Source organism: Gemmatimonas phototrophica (genome assembly GCF_000695095.2).
Taxonomy (GTDB): Bacteria; Gemmatimonadota; Gemmatimonadetes; order Gemmatimonadales; family Gemmatimonadaceae; genus Gemmatimonas; species Gemmatimonas phototrophica.
In genome coordinates this window covers 3,567,286-3,584,129 of record NZ_CP011454.1, presented here as the reverse complement: position 1 = coordinate 3,584,129, position 16,844 = coordinate 3,567,286, and the positions used below count along the sequence as shown (strand labels likewise).

Genomic DNA, 16,844 nt, shown 5'->3' with positions numbered 1-16,844 from the left:
GGACAGGTCAGGGCTGACGCCCAACCCACCGGGCAAACGCTACTACATCATCGGCCGGGGGAATGGCCCCTTCATCGCCGTAGGCGGTGTACATGCGCCAGCGCACATAGCTCTGGGCCGGTAACGGGAGGAAGGGAAATCGCCGGTACCAATGCCGGTGGCGGAAGCGCCAGGCCACCCGCAGCAGATCCACTGCCAGGGCAGGGTTGAGCAGGGCGCGCAGCGCGAGGGTGAGAGCAAGGGACAGCCAGGCCATAGGCGGAATATAACGGACCGGACCCGGGTCCAGACGCCTGCTAAAGCTCCGGGCGACGGGGGCCGACACTTGGAATACCGGTCGTCGACGCTGGCGCCTCCGTACCCCTCAAGGGGGGATCGAGCCCATCACCCGCCCAGCGTCCATGTCGCCCAGCCACACTGCCGAACAAGCCGTGCACCGCCGCGTACGCGCGTGGTGGGTGGACGCCCTGTTCCTGGGGGTGGCGACATTGCTGGCCGAACTCGCCCTGCACGAATCGGTCGTCCTTACGCCAGCTCCCATCCCCGACAACATCCGGGGACTGGTCGATGCGGTCGGGCTGGTTTTCATTGTCAGTCCGCTTTTCGCCTGGACGCTCTATCGGCGCAGTGTTGATGCCAAATACGCCCGGGTGCACACGCGACAGCTGAAGGCACCAGGCAGTCCGCACCATCGCGTCCGGGTCGCGGTTCTCGGGTCCCTGAGCGTCTTCGCCATCATCGTGGCCGTTGCCTTGTGGGGCAACGTGGCCGCCTCGCGGACGCTCGCCCATCAGGGTGAGATCATTGATGTCCTGTCTCGCCTGCGGCTACACGGCGAACGCATTGGACGATTTTCCGGCTCGCAAGGCAACAACGCCATCGACGACGCCCTGATGGTCGATGAAATTCAGCGACTCGCGGTGGATGTGGCGTCGCTGGAAAAGATTGTTTTGAGCGAAGCGTATACCAAGTCGCCGCGGGTTGCTGCGATGGACTCGGCCATTACCCGCATGATGGTCGCCGAACGGTCACTGCAGGCCACGGTGACGGCTCACGCGTCCGACACCGACACCGACTCCGAAACGGAAAAAGCGCGTCGCGCCCTCGAAATCTTTCAGCGGGCTGACGAATTCCAGTCCCTCGCGAGCATGGCCGTTGGCGCCGCCCAACGCATGCAGAATGCGGATATTCAACAGGCGGAACGCGCCGCCTGGAGCGGGGGGTTCCTGGCCTTCGCCGTTCTGATTGGTATTGCGCTGCTCGTCGTCGAGCCGGTGGTCCGACTCCTCCGCCGCCAGCATGTCACCGTGACCAGCAAGAGTCTGGAGTTCGAGCGTCTGGCCATGGTGGCTCAGCGCACCAGTAATGCGGTGGTGCTGACCGATGCGAAGCGACGCATCACCTGGGCCAATGAAGGATTCACGCGGCTCACGGGCTGGGAGCTCCAGGAAGTCGTGGGGCAATCGCCGGGCTCCGTGCTGCAAGCGCCCGACACCGACCCGGAGGCCATTGCGCGCATGCGGCGCGCAATGGATGCCGGTGAGTCGGTGCGCGTCACCTTGCTGAACCGGACGAAGCAGGGGAAACCCTATTGGCTCGATCTCAGTATCGAACCGCTGCGCGTTGGCGACGAGCTCACCGGATTCGTGGCGGTGGAGTCGGATGTCACGGAGCAGGTGCAAGCCAGTGAAGCGCTGCAGCGCGAGCGCGAGGCGTTGGCCAAAACCATGGCCCAGCTTCAGGAAGCGCAAGCCGTGGCCCGCGTGGGCAACTGGGAGTTTGACTTCCAGCACGGTCAAGTGACTTGGTCCTCCGAAACGTACAGCCTCTTTGGGCTGGATATGGATCGCGGCCAGCCCGACATGGCCGCTGTTCTCGACGGTTATCACCCGGATGATGCGGCGCGCCTCACCGCTGCGGTGGAGCGTGCGGCGACCACCGGGGAGGCGTATTCACTGGTGCTGCGCACTTCAGGGCGCAATCCGATGGTTCGGTGGGTGCGCGGCGAAGGACGTGCCCGGCGCGGTCCCGACAAGAACATCCTCGGCTTGTTCGGCACCGTCATGGACGTCACCGAAGCCATTGAGCGCGAGGACGCTCTTCGACAAGCCCAGGCCAAAGCCGAGGCGGCCAGCCGAAGCAAGAGCGAATTCCTTGCCAACATGAGCCATGAGATCCGGACGCCGCTCACCGCCATCCTCGGCTATACCGACCTGCTGCGTGATGAAGCCGCAGTCGGCGGCGCGGCGCCGGAGCAATTGCAGGCCATGGATACCATTCGCCGCGCCGGCGAACATCTGCTCACGGTCATCAATGACATTCTCGATATCTCCAAGATCGAGGCGGGCAAGATGGAGATTGAGCAGGTCAACACCGCGTTGCCCTCGGTGCTGCTGGATGTGGAGAGCCTCATGCGGTCGCGTGCGCAGGCCAAGGGGATCTCGCTTGAAAATCGGATTGCCACGCCCATTCCCGACCGTATCGTCACCGATCCCACCCGCTTGCGGCAGATCCTCATGAACCTTGTGGGCAACGCCGCGAAGTTCACCGAACGTGGCCGCATTCTGGTGGAAACGAGCGTTGAACAGCAGCGCACGAACGACATGCTGGTCATTGCCGTCGACGACACCGGGCCAGGGATGACCGAAGAGCAGGCGTCACAGTTGTTCCAGCCGTTCACGCAGGCAGACAGCTCCGTCACGCGCAAGCATGGTGGCACTGGGCTTGGGCTCACCATCTGTCGCCGCCTCGCCGAGCTGATGGGCGGCAATGTGGAGCTGGTAACAACAGCGCCTGGGCGGGGATCACGTTTTGAACTGCGTCTGCCGCTCACCACCGCCGCGAATGCCCGGTCGATCAGTCATCTGGAGTATGCGGTTGCCAGCACGCCGGCGGCGGCGCCCACCCCTCGGGCGCTCTCCGGTCGGCGCATCCTCCTGGCGGAAGATGGTGAGGATAACCAGCGTCTGATTACCGTGTTGCTGCAAGCGGCGGGGGCTGATGTCACGGTGGTGGCGAACGGTCGACAGGCGCTCGAAGCCATTGAATGGGCCGAGGCCGCCGGGGCCCGCTTTGACCTGCTGCTCTCCGATATGCAGATGCCGGAAGTGGATGGGTATACGCTGGCGGCGGTGTTGCGCGCCAACGACAATCCCATCCCGATCATCGCACTCACGGCGCATGCAATGGCCGAGGACCGCCAGAAATGTTTGGACGCGGGTTGTGATGACTACGCCACCAAGCCGATCGATCGTCAGGCGCTGATTGCCACGTGCGCCCGGTGGGTCACTCCCCCGGATCTGTTTCAGGCCATGGGGATCGCGGAGCCCGTCAGCATGCCGGAATCCTTTGTCGAAGACATTCCGGAATTGCTGGTCAGCGAACTGGCAGACGATCCGGATCTCGCCGCCCTGGCCACCGGCTTTGCCGAAGTGCTTCCCGACCGTGTGCAGTCGATCGCGTCCCTGGTGCAACATGGAGACGCCGAGGGCGCGGCGCGGTTGACGCATCAGCTCAAGGGGGCCGCCGGCGGTTACGGATATCCGATCATCAGTGAGCTGGCGCGGCAGCTGGAGACCAGCCTGTCAAATCAGATGCATGAAACCCCGCGGCTGCTGGCTCGCCTCTCCGTGTATGCTGCTGCGGCGCGTCGGGCGGTGCTGTCCAGTGTAAGAGCACAGCCATGAGCACCGAGATCAGCACGGAGCGCCGCCGCTCGGATTGGGACGGCGAGACACGCAATCCGGCCCGTGTCTTGTTGATTGATGACGATCAGGACATTCACAATCTGGTGAGTGCCATGCTGCGGCCGTTGGGGGTGCAGTTGGAGAGCGCCTTTGATGGTACAAGTGGCGTGACGCAAGCCATGAATCATCCTCCGGAACTGATCCTGCTGGATCAGGAGCTCCCCGATGCGACCGGAGTAGAGCTCCTCAAACGCCTGCAAGGTGAGCCGTTGCTCGCCAATGTGCCGGTCATCATTGTTACGGGCACGGAACGGCGGGATGTCCTGACGGCCTGCTTTGCCGGCGGTGCCTCCGACTATATCCGGAAGCCATTCTTCGGTGCCGAACTGCGCGCGCGCGTCCAGTCGGTCATCGATCGTCAGCGGATGCTGGCGGAACTTGGGCGTGCGGCGCATGTGGATTCACTGACCGGACTCCCCAATCGCTCGTTGCTGCATTTGCGTCTGCAACACAGCATTGATCGTGCGCGCGAAAATCCGGCGTACGGATTTGCCGTGATGTTCATCGATTTTGATCGTTTCAAGCTCATCAACGACAGCCTTGGGCACGAAGTAGGCGATCAATTGCTCGTCGAGATTGCCCGACGGTTGCGTCACAACCTGCGCGCGCAGGACTGCATAACCCGCGATTCGGGTGGGACAACCGTGGCGCGTTTGGGGGGGGACGAGTTTGTCGTGATCCTGGACGATGTGCCCACCGTGGACATGGCGACCGCCATTGCCGAACGACTGCTCCCGATGCTCGAACAGCCGTATGCGCTGCAGGCGCATACGGTGCGCACCAGTGCCAGTGTCGGAATCGTCCACAGCAGCAGTGAGTATGTTGACTCCGACAACATGCTGCGCGACGCGGATATTGCCATGTACGAAGCCAAGGCGCGTGGCAAGAATTGCTACGTGATCTTCACGCCGTTCATGCGCGAGGCGATTCACAATCGCGTGCGGCTGGAGAATGCCTTGCGCGATGGGATTGGTACAGACCAGTTCTTCCTCGTCTACCAGCCCATCATTTCCCTGGACGATCGCCGGGTGCACAGTGTGGAAGTCCTGGTGCGGTGGCGACATCCCGACTTGGGGCTGATCTCCCCCGGCGCGTTCATCCCCATTGCCGAAGAGACACGGCTCATTCTCCCGTTGTCGGATCAAGTGCTCCGGCAGGCCTGCCTGCAGTTTGTGCAGTGGCAACGGGAGATGCCGACCCTGGCCCCCGACTACATCAGCGTGAACCTTTCGCGTGTCCAGTTGGCCGACCCCACCGTAGCCGCGCGCACGATGGCCATCCTTGAAGAGACGGGGATGTCTCCGCAGTGCCTGCAACTCGAAGTGACCGAGTCGCAACTCATGCAGCATCGGGCCATGGCCCTGGATCTGTTGACCACCTTCAAGCGTGAAGGCATTCGATTGGCGATGGACGACTTCGGGACCGGCTACTCGTCGCTGTCCTGTCTGCAGGAATATCCCTTTGATGTGCTGAAAGTGGATCGCGCACTGACGGAAAATGTAAGTCGCGGTCGCGGCTATTCCGCCTTGCTGCATGCCGTCATGACCCTCGCCGACAACCTTGGGCTCGAGGTCGTGGCGGAAGGCATCGAACATATGGAGCAGCTGGTGCTCCTGCAGGCGCTGGGATGCCCGTATGGACAGGGGTATCTGCTCGCCCGTCCGCTTGAGGCTCGGGTGTTTGAGGAATGGATGGGCAGCCCCTCCGCCATCTCCATGGAGGCGGCATGACGTCCGCCACGGATCGTGTGGTGCGCGCCACCATTGATCGGGTGGCGTCGATTGCCACTCTGCCCAGTGTTGCCATGCGGATCATGCAAATTGCCGATGATCCTTCGGCTAACGAAGACACCCTGCACGACGCTTTGCTCACGGACCCGGCGCTGGCGGCGCGTGTGCTGAAGGTCGTGAACTCCGCGTTCTACCGCCGTCAGCGTGAGGTCGGGAGCCCGCGTGCCGCGATTCGCCTGCTGGGAGTCGATTCCATTCGGAATATTGCTCTCGCGGCCAGCCTGCATCGACTCTTTCGCGGCCGACGGTCCATTCCCGGTTTCGATCCGGGCGACGTGTGGAACCACTGTGTGGCGGTAGGCACGGCCGCACGGACCCTCGCTGTCCGTACCGGCGCGGCGTCGCCGGAGGAAGCCATGCTGGCCGGGTTGCTGCATGACGTTGGGGTGATTGTGGCCATGCAGGCGTGGCTCCCCGAGTTCACGGTCTTGGTGCAGCGGGCAGGGCAGCCGGACGGCCCTACGTTCCGCGACTTGGAGCGGAGCGAGATTGGCGCCACCCACGAAGATTTCGGGGGGGCGCTTTGCGATGCCTGGCATTTCCCCACCCCCTTTGTGCTCGCCTGTCAGCACCATCATGATTTCCGCACGCTGGCCTGGCATGAGCAGCGGCTGCCGGCGTTGATTCATGTGGCCGACGTGCTGGCTGCGCGCATTGGGGTGGGGTACACCGCCACTGTGGAAGTCATCACCCCCCTGCCGGAGGCGCTGGACGTGCTTCAACTCACCCCACTGGCCATCGAGGACGTGGAAGCGGAAGTGGCGGAGGGCATTCCCCAGGCCGTCTCTCTCCTGGCGGCGTAGCGCGTTACATTCGTCGGCATGAACTTCGACGAATATCAGGAACTGGCGGCGCGCACGTTGGGGCGCGACCGCACGCACGAGCAGCAGTTGGCCAATGCGGCCCTGGGGCTCACCGGAGAGGCCGGCGAAACGGCCGAAGTCATCAAGAAGCATCTCTTTCACGCGACGCCGCTGGATAAGGACGCGCTAGTGAAGGAGCTGGGCGATTGTCTGTGGTACATCGGGGCGTTTGCCACCGTGCTCGATCTGTCGCTCGAAGACATTGCACAGCGCAACATTGAGAAGTTGCGGAAGCGCTATCCCGAGGGCTTCGATCCGGAGCGGAGCCGCAACCGCAGCGAGTAGCAATTAGGTCGTCGCGCGGGGCAGAGTGATGGTGATGCGCGTTCCCTGTCCGGCGGAGCTGTCAATAGTGGTACGCCCGCCCAGGGCGTCGATGGTTCCGTATACCATCGACAGACCAAGCCCCATCCCCTGACCAACTGGTTTAGTTGTGAAGAAAGGATCAAAGGCGCGCGCCCTTACGTCGTCGGGCATACCAAGGCCGGTGTCTTCCACTAGCAGGCGGACACTGTCACCATGATCGTTTGTGCCGTTCACGTTGGACGTGGTGACGGTGATCAATCCAGGCTCACCTCGCGCGCGAATTGCGTCGCGGGCGTTCAGGACGAGGTTCGTGAGTATGTGCTGCAGTTGATCCTTTGGGGCGAATACCGGCCAAAGGTCATGTGCCAGCCGAGTTTGCCAGGTGACATCTCGGCCAAGCGCCGTGACTACCAGGTGTCTGGAATCATCCACCACGCTGTTGAGATTCACTACTGAGCGCCGGACAACCTGCCGTCCGGTAAAGGCCAGAAGCTGACGGACTATGGCACTGGCCCGGTCCGTCGCGGTCATGGCACTCTCCAGATCCTCAAGGATCCGTTGCTCACTCGACAACGCGTCCGTCACGCCTTGCTGGGCAAAGGAAATATTCCCCCGGATCACCGCCAACAGATTGTTGAACTCATGGGCCACTCCCGCCGCCATCTGACCGACCGCCTGCATTTTCTGACCATGCGCGCTGGCTGCCATGGCGGCCAGAGCGGCCTCGGCGTCGGCCCGCGACTGACGGAGCGACGCCTCGTATTGCTCACGCTCACGAACCACAATCATGGCCATCGCCATGCGCGGACTGCCCTGAGGCTGGCTGGCATTGAGCACAACCGGCAACTGGCTGCCGTCACGATGTCGCAAATTGATGAACGCACCGTCTACCGTACGTCCCAGCGCCAGTAATGGTCGCAACTGCATTTCAAAGAACAGGAGGCTGGCCGGCGTCAGCACATCGAACAGTGAGGAGACGGTTGACTCGCCGGGGATGCCAAGCCAATGGCGCAGTGTGCCGTTGATCCGAAGGATCTGGCCACTGGAAGAGCAGGTCAGCAAACCGCAGGCGGCGTCGTCAAAGTCATGGTGCATCGACTCGTCGTGCATCGCTATGTCAGGGGCGCCGGCGTCGGCGAGGCTGTCGGCCCGTCAAGATAGCTGCGGATGGCGCGAATGGTCTCGTCCGGATGCGTGAGGTGCGGGCAGTGTCCAGTGGCCTCAAGCGCGTGATAGGTGCTCAGGGGCAAGTGATCAGCAAGCCATCGTCCCACCGATTCCGGCGCAATGTTGTCCTGTGCGCACTGAATGATTAGCGATGGCACCGGGACGGCGACGACATCCCGACGGTGATCGGAAAGGAACGTGGCTTTGGCAAAGGCACGCGCGATGGCGGTATCGTAGGCGCAGAAGCTGGCTTCCAGTTCCGCCGCAAACTCCGGATGGTCGGGGTTGCCCGTCACGACAGGCGCCAGCGCACCCGCCCATCCCGAATAGTTCTTCTCCATCATCTCCAGGAGTCCCAGCAGATCTTCTTTGGCAAAACCACCGTGGTAGTGTGGGGGATCGTTGAGGTAACTGGGGGATGGCCCGACATGGATCAGCCGGTCGAAGCGTGACGGGCGTCTGATGGCGGCTAGCATGCCCACCGTCGCGCTCACGGAATGGCCCACAAATACCACCTGCTGCGCCGCCAGCGCTTCGATGACTTCGAGCACGTCGCTGGCGTAGCCCTGTAGGGTACCGTAGCGCGTGGCATCATACGCCGTGACATCAGATTGTCCGGCACCCACGTAGTCGAAGCGCACCACACGATGACTGTCTTCAAACGCCGGCGCCACGTAACGCCACATGGCCTGATCACAGCCAAACCCGTGCGCGAAGATCATGTATTGTTCGCCGCGCCCGGAGACGCGCACGTTATTGCGAGAGAGGACGGACATGGACAGAGCGGTGTTCCACAACACGATCGCGGGGGGCGACATCCCGGCCATCATCGGTCCGGCTGCACGGACCGCGACACGCGATGACTGCTGGCGCGTGGCGATTCCTGCGGTCACCTACCGCAGAAACGACTGTCCGTCGAAGAGAGTATCGGCATGCACTCCGAGCAGCTGCAGCGCTGAGGGGACGATATCGGTGGTGCGCTGCGGGCGACGGGCGGTGGCGACGTCCACGATGAGCGGCACCAGCATCTGATCTCTGAGCAGGGCGCCGTGGGTCGATATATGGGCCACCGGCTCAAAACGGGCCCGCAGATCCCACCCTTCCGAGGCGGACAACACCACATCGCCGCCGCGGCTGGAGGCCCCCAGCCAGGACAGCTGGACCAGGGCATCCGGGTAGGCCGTCTCCGACGACAGCGCCCAGGCGCTGTTGCTGTCGAGCAGCTGATGGGCACCGCCCAACAGCAGCGGGTCTCCATCGAGCGGGACATAGGACCAGCGGGTGCCGGCCACCCCCTCCGTTCGCCGTACTTCGGCTACGCCTCGCGCGGCATGACGCACCTGCACCACGCTATCGGAGGTGCTGATCGCCATGAGATCGATGGACGGGCGCTCGATCAGCCGGTCCAAAAGCTGATCCCATCGCGCGGCATGTTCGCCCCACCACTGTCGGCTCCGGTGCGCCGGCGCCATGTAGAGATGCGCCATGGCGTTTCCCCCAACCATCAGCACTACGTCCGGGTTCTTGACGTTCAGCCGCGGGTGCGCCAGCACGCGGTGCCCCTCGCTCTCCAGCCAGCCGTGCAAATCATCGTGGTCCGCGACCGGCGCGTGCCCGTGGTCGCCGGTGACCCAGATGTGCAACGACTCGCCCCACCCGCCACGCCGCGCCAGTTCCTGCGCGCGCCCAATGGCGTCATCGACGTCGCGAATGGCGGTGCGCACCGCGTCTGACCGCGCACCGAACTTGTGGGCAAACTTGTCGGGGCTGGTAATGGCCAGCACGGAGAACCGAGGGCGGACTTTACCGAACTGCTTGAGGAATGCCGCGGTGGCCTGCCGTTCCACGGTGCGCCATCCCAGCAGATCCCCCCGGAAATGCGAGGGCGCGGCGCGGGCCATCCACCCCAGCCCGCGACCAATGCGTCCGTGCGTGGCCCCCCGACCAATCATGCTCATGGCGGCAATGGAGGGTTGCGCATATTCGAGCATGGTGGGCATGTGCGGCGAGACATCGCTGTCCACGTGCCAGATGTCCCAGCCTGCATAGCTGCGCGACTGCGCCGGGGCCCACCGCAGTGACCGGGTGCGATCGTACCAGCGGAGTCCCGGCAGTCCCACCCGCGCGGGATGATGCCCCATGAGAAAGGGGACATACGCCGGGCCCGTCACCGACGGAAACGAGGAGGAGATCGGTTGTGAGCTCCCTTTCGCCCGCAGCGCCGCCATGGCCGGCGCACGTCCGGCGTCCATCTCCTCTTCCAGCACATCCGCGCGTACCCCGTCGGCTACGACCAGGAGCAACCGGGCCGTTCCAGTGGTATCATGCCTCACGGAGACCCCGCCGCGTGCGGCGTGTCCAACGCGTTGAGACGCGCCTTCCTCGTGGCTTCACCACTCCGACTGGCATACTCCCACACTCTCCATGGCGAAATCACGACGCTCGGCCCCTCGAACAGCAACCGGCAAGAAGGCCTCGCCCGTCACACGTACCACGGCGGAACAGCAATCCGTGGAGGCCTATCGGGAGCGGACCGAGGCCGGACATCGTGCGGCCGGCCGGGAGCCGGCCGACACCAAGTCGCTGGTGTCCAGCGGGGCCCGTGCCGTGCGCCGGGCCGATCCTCGTCTGGTAGATCAGTCACTCCGTGACCGTCCAATGCTCACGGAAGACGAAAAGTTGCTGCAAAGTCCGAAAGATGAGGCGACGGCCTTTACCCGCTCCGATCCGTGGCGGGTCATGCGCATTACCTCGGAGTTCGTCGAAGGGTTCGACGCCCTCTCCGATGTGCAGAAGGGGGTGACGATCTTCGGCTCCGCGCGCACTGGGCCGGATGATCCCATGTATGGCGCCGCGCGGGAAACGGCACGACTGCTGGCGGAGCAGGGGTTCTCGATCCTCACCGGCGCCGGCCCCGGCATCATGGAGGCGGCCAATCGTGGCGCCAAGGATGTCAATGGCCATTCGGTCGGATGCAACATTGAGCTGCCCTTTGAGCAGGGCGCCAATCCGTACGTCGATACGCTGGTGAACTTCCGGTACTTCTTTGTCCGCAAGACGATGTTCATCAAGTACTCGAACGCGTTCATCATTTTCCCCGGCGGCTTCGGCACGCTGGATGAACTGTTCGAGGCGCTGACGCTCATTCAGACCGGCAAGATCTATCAGTTCCCGGTCATTCTCTTCGGGACCCACTACTGGGCCGGCCTCGTGCGCTGGATCACGTCGCGCATGGTTGCCGAAGGGAAGATCTCCCCCAACGATCTGGATCTGGTGCTGCTGACCGATGACCCACGGGAGGCGGCGCAGGCGGTAATGGATGCGCACGAGGCGCAAGAGGCCAGCCGAGCGGCCAGCGGTTCGCCATAGACGGCGGCCGAAGCATCGGGGCGGCGGCCAATTCGCCCGCCCCGCGCAGGGGCCGCCATGGTGGCGGTCCCTTTTTGTATACGAACTAATCCCGATTGACAAAGTCGGGATTCATTGTTTACCCTGCATATGCATTAGATGATAGTCGTTCTCAACTAATCTCGCCATGGTTTCCTCGCTCATTTTTTCCGTCCTGCTTGCCGGGGCCCCCCAAGACACGGTGCGCTCCCCCGCTGCTCAGCCTGCCAGTGCCGGTCGCCCGCGTCCGGATTCTGCGCAGGCCGTCGAGGTCGTGCGGGTGCGCGCCAATGCGCAGCGCGCCGTGCGCTATACCGCACCGGCCAGCCGCTCCGCCACGCGGACCCTGACCCCTCTGCGCGACGTGCCGCAATCGGTCAGCGTGCTGGCGGCGCCCCTGCTGCTGGACCTCAACATCCAGTCGATGGCCAAGGCCGTGGAGTACGTGCCCGGGATCAGCATGGGGCAAGGGGAAGGGCACCGCGACGCTCCCACGATTCGCGGACAGAGCAGTACCGCCGACTTCTTCGTGGACGGGGTGCGCGACGATGCGCAGTATTACCGCGACACGTACAACGTGCAGCAGATCGACGCGGTGAAGGGGGCCAATGCCACTGTGTTCGGGCGCGGGGGCGGCGGCGGCGTGATCAACCGCGTCATGAAGCGTGCGGAATGGACGCCGGTACGCATGGCACGCGTGGAAACCGGGTCGTGGGACCAGCGTCGCGTTTCGCTCGATATGGGCGATGCGGTAGGTAAAGTGGCTGGTCGCGTGAACCTCATGTACGAAGCGAGCGATTCGTTTCGCCGGAACATGGGACTCGAAAAGTGGGGGGTGAATCCCACCGCATCGGCAATGCTGGGACGCACCATGGTGCGCGCGGGGGTGGAGCGCTACGTGGACCGTCGCACCGTGGACCGCGGTCTCCCATCCGCCAACGGGCGACCGTCCGCGCTCGACACCCGCACCTTCGTGGGCGATCCCTCGCTCAGCCGCGCCAGCATGACGGTGGATGGCGCGCATCTGCAGGCAGAGTTCGACAATGGACACGGCTTTACACTGCGTTCGCATGCCCGCGCTTTTGCCTACGACAAGTTCTATCAGAACGTGTTTGCCAGCAGCGCCATCAACAGCGCGGGGACGCAGTTCTCGCTCGGGGCGTACAGCGACGCCGTGGATCGTCGCAGTCTGTTCAACCAGACAGATGCGGTGTGGCGCGCGGCCCGCGGCTCCCTTCGCTCGACCTTGCTGGTCGGCACCGAAGTGAGTCAGCAGCGCTCCGACAATCAGCGGCTCACGGGCTATTTCGACAACACGGCAACGGCACGCGCGGTGCCGGTCGGGGCGCCAACGGTGACAACGCCGGTCACCTTCCGGGCGAGTGCCTCCGACGCGGACAACCGTGCCGTGGCGAACGTGGCGGCGCTCTTCCTGCAGGAGCAGCTGCATCTCGGCGACCACGTGCAACTGGTGGGCGGCATTCGCCACGATCGGTTCGACCTGCGTGTCCGGAACCGCCGCACCAACAGCACCCTGTCACGCATCGACAATCTGGTGTCGCCACGCGGCGGCGTGGTGATCACCCCGTCGCGTACGCTCTCGGTGTACGGCAGCTACAGTGTGTCTCACCTGCCCAGCAGTGGCGACCAGTTTCTGTCGCTCACGCCCACCACACAGACGCTGCAGCCGGAGCGGTTCCGCAATCGGGAGGTGGGCGTGAAGTGGGAAGCACGTCCCGGTCTCGATGTGACGGCCGCCTGGTTCACCCTCGATCGCTCGAACACCACGGCCCCCGACCCGGTGGACCCGACGTTACTGCTGCAGACGGGTCGGCAGCGCACGACCGGTGCCGAATTCGGGGTGCAGGGCACGCCGCACGCGCGCTGGGACGTAATGGGCGGACTGGCGGTACAGCAGGCGCGCATTGTGAGTCGTACCAGCGCGGCGCGGGTGGGCGCCACGGCGCCACTGGTGCCGAATACGAGTGCATCGCTCTGGAACAAGGTGCGTGTGCTGCCGCAGACCGCGCTCGGGTTCGGCGTTGTGCATCAGGGCCAGCGCTACGCCGCCATTGATAACAGCGTGGTATTGCCCGCCTTCACCCGGCTCGATGCGGCGATGTTTCTGTCGCTGCCGCGGGGGCTCACCGCACAGCTGAACGTGGAGAACCTCGCGGATTCCCGGATTTATGCGACCTCGCACGGCAACAACAACATCATGCCCGGCGCCCCGCGCACATTCCGGGTAACGCTTGGCGTCACGCCGTAAATCCGCCCCCTGCCCCGCGGGATGCCCGCAAGGGTTGAACCCGTAGACTATCCAGGCATATTTCAGGGATCAGGCGCCCGGCCCCAACGGCCGGGCGCTCGCCTTTTATCCGGCCTCAGCTGGCACGCGCATGTTTCAGGAACTCATCGCCCAGATGGCACGCGAAGTCGAGAAGCTCCAGTTCGAGCTGAACGTCACGCTGCCCGCGGAAATCCGTAAAGCCGTTGAACTCGGTGATCTCAAGGAGAACAGCGAGTACAAAGCCGCGCTGGAGCGTCAGCAGTTTGTGCAGGCACGCCTCGGACAGCTCACGCAGCGCGTGACCAAGCTGGCCAACATCGATATTACACAGATCCCCGCCACCCATGTCGGACTTGGCTCCAAGGTGATCGTGGAAGATGAGGCCACCACGCAACGCGAGACGTACGAGTTGGTCTTCGGCGACGCCGGTGAATTGCAGGACGGTCATGTGACGATGGGTTCTCCCATTGGCCGCGCCTTGCAAGGCAAGGCGGTTGGTGATCAGGCCATCCTCAAATTGCCCAACCGCATTCGTCGCCTGACGATCGTGGAACTGCACACGATCCATGATCGTGCCGCCGACGATCTCGCCTGACCATGCAACTCGCCCTCTACGAAACCCGTGGTGCTGAACCGCACACGCGCATTGCCTGTGTGGACCGTCCCACGCCGGCTCCCGGAGCGGGCGAGGTGTTGCTGGAACTCCTCGCGGCGCCAATCAACCCGTCCGATGTCCTGACGATCACCGGTCAGTACGGCGCCCTGCCGCCGCTCCCCGCCGTGGGAGGAAACGAAGGGGTGGGACGCGTCGCGGCCTTGGGAGAGGGCGTCACCGGCGTGGCGATTGGTGACTGGGCGCTCCTCCCGGTTGGCGGAGGAACGTGGGCCTCGCACATCGTCGTGAAGGCGGCGGCGCTGATGCGCGTGCCGGCCGGCGGCGATCCGCTGCAAATGGCCATGCTCACGGTCAATCCGCCCACGGCGTCGCTGCTCCTGTCTGAATTCGTTGCGCTGAATGCCGGCGACTGGGTCCTGCAGAATGCGGCCAACAGCGGCGTGGGTGAGTACGTCATTCAGCTCGCCAAAGCCCGTGGGCTGCACACCGTGAGCGTTGTGCGCCGCGCCGATGCTGTGGCGCCGTTGGAAGCCTTGGGTGGGGATGTTGTGCTCGTGGACGGTCCGGATCTCGCCGCGCGTGTGGCCGAGGCCACCGGCAAGGCAAAGATCCGCCTCGCCCTTGATGCGGTTGGCGGAACGGCCACCGATCGGCTGGCCCAGACCGTCGCCATTGGGGGAACCGTGGTGAACTACGGGGCCATGAGCGGCGAGGCGTGCAAGGTGGCACCAGGGTCCTTCGTCTTTCGCAACGTCACCCTGCGCGGCTTCTGGCTGGCCTTCTGGTTCCGCGAGGCGTCGCCTGCGCAGCAACAGGCGCTCTTTGGTGATCTGGCACAGCGCATCGCGCGCGGCGAGCTGGCCACGCGGGTGCATGCCACCTTCCCGTTGTCACGCGTGCAGGAAGCCGTGGCGCTGGCCGCAGCCGGTGGGCGTCAGGGCAAGGTCCTGCTCACGCCTGGCTGAGGTTGCGGCGGCTCAGGCGTCAATCGCAAACAGTCGGGTGACGTCGGCGTGATAGCGCGCTACCGCGGCGACGCGTTCTTCGTCGCTCCAGCCCAGTAGCGACGCCATGAGTGGCGCAATGCGTTCCGCCGCGCCACGTCCGTGGTCGCGTGTTTCGAACGCCACGTGGGTCCGGCGGATCAGCACATCCGAAAGCGTGCAGGCCAGTTCGTGCTGCACCGTGTACCGCACTTCGGCCCACGTGTAGGGGAGCGTCTCCACGAGACGTCCGGCGTCTGTGCTGGTGTGGTGCGTGGACCGCCAGACCTTCTGCCACTGGGTGCCATGGGCATGCACGAGATGTTCAGCCACCGCGTGGTCTTGCGTGGCGGCCCGTGCCTCGGCGATCAGCGCGTCACGCGAGGCAAACGCGCCACCGGGTAGCGGTGTGGACGCACTGGGGAGTGGCGCGTGGATGGGAACGGGGGCGCTGCCACTGGTCGCAAATTCACGGCGGGCCTGCGCGAGCACGTCGGCGGCCATTGCCCGGTACGTGGTCAGTTTGCCACCCGTGACGCTCACCAGGCCATCGGCGCGATGGAGGACCGCGTGTTCACGAGAGGCCGAGTTGGCAGAGTGCGCACCCGCGCGAGTCATCGCGAGCGGGCGGATGCCACACCACGCACTGATTACGTCATCGGGGGTGAGAGCCGCATGGGGAAACATCCGGTTCACCGACTGAAGCAGGTAGGTGACGTCGGTCTCGGTAGCCCTGATTTCGTCGGGCCCGCGGCGCGCCGGCTGTTCCGTGGTGCCGACAATGGCGTGCGGCCCCGAGGGCAGGACGAACATCACGCGCCCATCCAGTGGCGAGACCATGGTGATCGCGTCGTGATTGCCGATCCGCTGGCGGGGGACCGCAATGTGTGTCCCGGCCGAGCCAAGAACTTGCGTTCCCTGGCTCTCGCCAGTGAGGGCCGCAGTGGCCTCGCTCCACGGTCCGGTGGCGTTCACCACCACCCGGGCGCGCACGGCAAAGGTGGTGTCAGTGAGCACATCGCGCACCGTCACGCCGGCCAAACGGCCATTCGCCGAGTGCACCGCCCCTTCCACGGCGCAGTGATTCGCCAGCACCGCGCCAGAGGCCGCGGCACCGAGCGCGGTGGCCAGTGTGAGTCGTGTATCGTTGGTGGCCGCGTCCCAGTAGCGAGCCCCGCCGGTGAGCCCCTCACTCGTCAGCGCCGGTTCGCGCTCCAGCACCTCGGCGGCGTTCAGTCCCTCATGCGCCTGCACATTCCGGAAGAGCGCCAACGCGTCGTACAACAGCAGCCCCGCGCGTACTTTCCACCGCGGCACGCGCGCGCCCCGGTACACCGGCCAGGTGAACGCGAGCGGGCGCACAAGGTGCGGTGCCAACTGCAGGAGCAGTCGGCGCTCATGGCTGGATTCGAAAACCAGCCCCAGGTGCCCATGCTCGAGGTACCGGACGCCACCATGCACCAGGCGGGAGGAGCGGCTGGAGGTGCCGGCCGCAAAATCGTCACGTTCCACGAGTGCCGTCCGATAGCCGGCAAGCGCCGCTTCACGGGCAACACCGGCCCCGGTGATGCCGCCCCCAATCACCAGCACATCAAACAGGTCGTCTGCCAACCGGGTGAGTGACGCGCGGCGGTCAGCAGTCTCAGGGCTGATGCTCATGACTGCATCATCGCCGGAGGACCGGTCTGTCGCTAGC

13 protein-coding genes are annotated in these 16,844 nt (G+C 64.5%); 8 read left to right on the top strand and 5 right to left on the bottom strand.

Annotated features, from left to right (window positions below; all coding sequences use genetic code 11):
* Nucleotides 1–7 precede the first annotated feature (7 nt).
* The gene (locus tag GEMMAAP_RS15160; RefSeq protein ID WP_026848522.1) at nucleotides 8–256 is read right to left on the bottom strand and encodes a hypothetical protein; all 249 of its coding nucleotides are present in this window, start codon (nucleotides 254–256) and stop codon (nucleotides 8–10) included.
* 145 nt (nucleotides 257–401) lie between these two features.
* On the opposite strand from GEMMAAP_RS15160, the gene GEMMAAP_RS15155 reads away from it, so the two are divergent.
* From GEMMAAP_RS15155 to GEMMAAP_RS15140, 4 genes are read left to right on the top strand one after another with little or no spacing between them, the layout of a single operon-like run.
* Complete coding sequence (locus GEMMAAP_RS15155; RefSeq protein WP_053333676.1) at nucleotides 402–3,686, top strand: ATP-binding protein; 3,285 nt, start codon at nucleotides 402–404, stop codon at nucleotides 3,684–3,686.
* Nucleotides 3,683–5,476 (top strand): putative bifunctional diguanylate cyclase/phosphodiesterase, encoded by a 1,794-nt coding sequence (locus GEMMAAP_RS15150; protein ID WP_053333677.1) that lies wholly within the window; start codon nucleotides 3,683–3,685, stop codon nucleotides 5,474–5,476. The genes GEMMAAP_RS15155 and GEMMAAP_RS15150 overlap by 4 nt, the downstream gene beginning before the upstream one ends.
* Nucleotides 5,473–6,339, top strand: a complete 867-nt coding sequence (locus tag GEMMAAP_RS15145) for an HDOD domain-containing protein (protein WP_026848523.1) — start codon at nucleotides 5,473–5,475, stop codon at nucleotides 6,337–6,339. Before GEMMAAP_RS15150 ends, GEMMAAP_RS15145 begins: the two co-directional genes overlap by 4 nt.
* Before the next feature lie 18 nt (nucleotides 6,340–6,357).
* Complete coding sequence (locus GEMMAAP_RS15140) at nucleotides 6,358–6,684, top strand: nucleoside triphosphate pyrophosphohydrolase family protein (protein ID WP_026848524.1); 327 nt, start codon at nucleotides 6,358–6,360, stop codon at nucleotides 6,682–6,684.
* Between the two features lie 3 nt (nucleotides 6,685–6,687).
* Here the strand turns inward: GEMMAAP_RS15140 and GEMMAAP_RS15135 are convergent, their stop codons facing one another.
* From GEMMAAP_RS15135 to GEMMAAP_RS15125, 3 genes are all read right to left on the bottom strand, one after another.
* On the bottom strand, nucleotides 6,688–7,815 hold the full coding sequence (locus GEMMAAP_RS15135; RefSeq protein ID WP_026848525.1) for a sensor histidine kinase: 1,128 nt from the start codon (nucleotides 7,813–7,815) through the stop codon (nucleotides 6,688–6,690).
* Nucleotides 7,816–7,817: 2 nt separating this feature from the next.
* Nucleotides 7,818–8,654, bottom strand: coding sequence for an alpha/beta fold hydrolase (locus GEMMAAP_RS15130; protein ID WP_026848526.1), 837 nt, complete (start codon nucleotides 8,652–8,654; stop codon nucleotides 7,818–7,820).
* A gap of 111 nt (nucleotides 8,655–8,765) precedes the next feature.
* Complete coding sequence (locus GEMMAAP_RS15125; RefSeq protein WP_082821373.1) at nucleotides 8,766–10,205, bottom strand: alkaline phosphatase family protein; 1,440 nt, start codon at nucleotides 10,203–10,205, stop codon at nucleotides 8,766–8,768.
* A 91-nt stretch (nucleotides 10,206–10,296) separates the two neighbouring features.
* Here GEMMAAP_RS15125 and GEMMAAP_RS15120 point away from each other — a divergent pair, with 91 nt between their 5' ends.
* From GEMMAAP_RS15120 to GEMMAAP_RS15105, 4 genes are all read left to right on the top strand, one after another.
* On the top strand, nucleotides 10,297–11,241 hold the full coding sequence (locus GEMMAAP_RS15120; RefSeq protein ID WP_238588144.1) for an LOG family protein: 945 nt from the start codon (nucleotides 10,297–10,299) through the stop codon (nucleotides 11,239–11,241).
* 166 nt (nucleotides 11,242–11,407) lie between these two features.
* Nucleotides 11,408–13,528, top strand: coding sequence for a TonB-dependent receptor (locus GEMMAAP_RS15115; RefSeq protein WP_026848529.1), 2,121 nt, complete (start codon nucleotides 11,408–11,410; stop codon nucleotides 13,526–13,528).
* 130 nt (nucleotides 13,529–13,658) lie between these two features.
* The gene (locus tag GEMMAAP_RS15110; RefSeq protein WP_026848530.1) at nucleotides 13,659–14,144 is read left to right on the top strand and encodes a GreA/GreB family elongation factor; all 486 of its coding nucleotides are present in this window, start codon (nucleotides 13,659–13,661) and stop codon (nucleotides 14,142–14,144) included.
* A gap of 2 nt (nucleotides 14,145–14,146) precedes the next feature.
* Nucleotides 14,147–15,130: a zinc-dependent alcohol dehydrogenase family protein gene (locus GEMMAAP_RS15105; RefSeq protein WP_026848531.1), complete on the top strand. Its 984-nt coding sequence runs from the start codon at nucleotides 14,147–14,149 to the stop codon at nucleotides 15,128–15,130.
* 12 nt (nucleotides 15,131–15,142) lie between these two features.
* Here GEMMAAP_RS15105 and GEMMAAP_RS15100 read toward each other — a convergent pair whose 3' ends face one another.
* Nucleotides 15,143–16,807 (bottom strand): glycerol-3-phosphate dehydrogenase/oxidase, encoded by a 1,665-nt coding sequence (locus GEMMAAP_RS15100; protein WP_043579429.1) that lies wholly within the window; start codon nucleotides 16,805–16,807, stop codon nucleotides 15,143–15,145.
* Nucleotides 16,808–16,844 lie beyond the last annotated feature (37 nt).

Coding starts and splice junctions, on each gene's coding strand:
- GEMMAAP_RS15160 (WP_026848522.1), bottom strand. CDS start 256: ATGGCCTGGCTGTCCCTTGCTCTCACCCTCGCGCTGCGCGCCCTGCTC.
- GEMMAAP_RS15155 (WP_053333676.1), top strand. CDS start 402: ATGTCGCCCAGCCACACTGCCGAACAAGCCGTGCACCGCCGCGTACGC.
- GEMMAAP_RS15150 (WP_053333677.1), top strand. CDS start 3,683: ATGAGCACCGAGATCAGCACGGAGCGCCGCCGCTCGGATTGGGACGGC.
- GEMMAAP_RS15145 (WP_026848523.1), top strand. CDS start 5,473: ATGACGTCCGCCACGGATCGTGTGGTGCGCGCCACCATTGATCGGGTG.
- GEMMAAP_RS15140 (WP_026848524.1), top strand. CDS start 6,358: ATGAACTTCGACGAATATCAGGAACTGGCGGCGCGCACGTTGGGGCGC.
- GEMMAAP_RS15135 (WP_026848525.1), bottom strand. CDS start 7,815: ATGCACGACGAGTCGATGCACCATGACTTTGACGACGCCGCCTGCGGT.
- GEMMAAP_RS15120 (WP_238588144.1), top strand. CDS start 10,297: ATGGCGAAATCACGACGCTCGGCCCCTCGAACAGCAACCGGCAAGAAG.
- GEMMAAP_RS15115 (WP_026848529.1), top strand. CDS start 11,408: ATGGTTTCCTCGCTCATTTTTTCCGTCCTGCTTGCCGGGGCCCCCCAA.
- GEMMAAP_RS15110 (WP_026848530.1), top strand. CDS start 13,659: ATGTTTCAGGAACTCATCGCCCAGATGGCACGCGAAGTCGAGAAGCTC.
- GEMMAAP_RS15105 (WP_026848531.1), top strand. CDS start 14,147: ATGCAACTCGCCCTCTACGAAACCCGTGGTGCTGAACCGCACACGCGC.
- GEMMAAP_RS15100 (WP_043579429.1), bottom strand. CDS start 16,807: ATGAGCATCAGCCCTGAGACTGCTGACCGCCGCGCGTCACTCACCCGG.